The sequence below is a fragment of the Vibrio splendidus genome (genome assembly GCF_001557875.1).
GTDB lineage: Bacteria > Pseudomonadota > Gammaproteobacteria > Enterobacterales > Vibrionaceae > Vibrio > Vibrio splendidus_F.
In genome coordinates, this window is record NZ_LNRF01000029.1 from 1 (window position 1) to 936 (window position 936).

Sequence of the window (936 nt, forward strand, 5' to 3'; positions counted from 1 at the left end):
AAAGAAGTGGGTAGTTTAACCTTTCGGGGAGGACGCTCACCACTTTGTGGTTCATGACTGGGGTGAAGTCGTAACAAGGTAGCCCTAGGGGAACCTGGGGCTGGATCACCTCCTTATACGAAGATATCCACGATGAGTACCCACACAGATTGATTAGGTTTAGAAAAGCAAAGAGATGAAGAGCTCCCAAGGTTCTTCGAAGTTTGTTTCTACTTGTTAAAGTGGAGGTAAATTAGCAGTGTCCCGTTCGTCTAGAGGCCTAGGACACCGCCCTTTCACGGCGGTAACAGGGGGTCGACTCCCCTACGGGATACCATTGGGTCGTTAGCTCCGTTGGTAGAGCAGTTGACTTTTAATCAATTGGTCGCAGGTTCGAATCCTGCACGACCCACCATTCTTTCTCCGCGAAGGAATTAAAACTATCGTGGGCGATTAGCTCAGTTGGGAGAGCACCTGCCTTACAAGCAGGGGGTCACTGGTTCGAGCCCGGTATCGCCCACCATTCTCTAAATATTCTTGGAAGTTAAAACTCCAAACCACTTCTTATGTCGCTGGTTGGATTTTTCGACTGTGAGAGTCTTTAGAAAATGTGAATTTTAGAACACTAGTTCTTAAAGTCTCATGCTCTTTAACAATTTGGAAAGCTGACTGATTGATTTACTTACGAGTAATTCAATCAAATTTAAAAGTTCTCAATGTTTACCTTTATGGTAAACACAACAAACACATTCAAGTGTCTTGTATTCGATTCAAACTTGTTTGAATCACATTGAGTCCGGCAAACAGTCATTGAGAATTAACCCTTCTTAATGACAACCAAAAACCTTGGTTAGTTGCCATACACTAAGACCCTTTCGGGTTGTATGGTTAAGTGACTAAGCGTACACGGTGGATGCCTTGGCAGTCAGAGGCGATGAAAGGCGTAATAACTTGCGA

Annotated in this window: 3 tRNA genes and 1 rRNA gene; all 4 read left to right on the plus strand. The window is 44.2% G+C overall.

Annotated elements, in window-relative coordinates:
- Positions 1-116, plus strand: a 16S ribosomal RNA gene (locus ATB74_RS23350); the annotation flags it as partial.
- Between the two features lie 124 nt (positions 117-240).
- Positions 241-316, plus strand: a tRNA-Glu gene (locus ATB74_RS23355).
- Between the two features lie 2 nt (positions 317-318).
- Positions 319-394 (plus strand) — tRNA-Lys (locus ATB74_RS23360).
- Between the two features lie 32 nt (positions 395-426).
- Positions 427-502, plus strand: a tRNA-Val gene (locus tag ATB74_RS23365).
- The last annotated feature ends 434 nt before the right edge of the window (positions 503-936 follow it).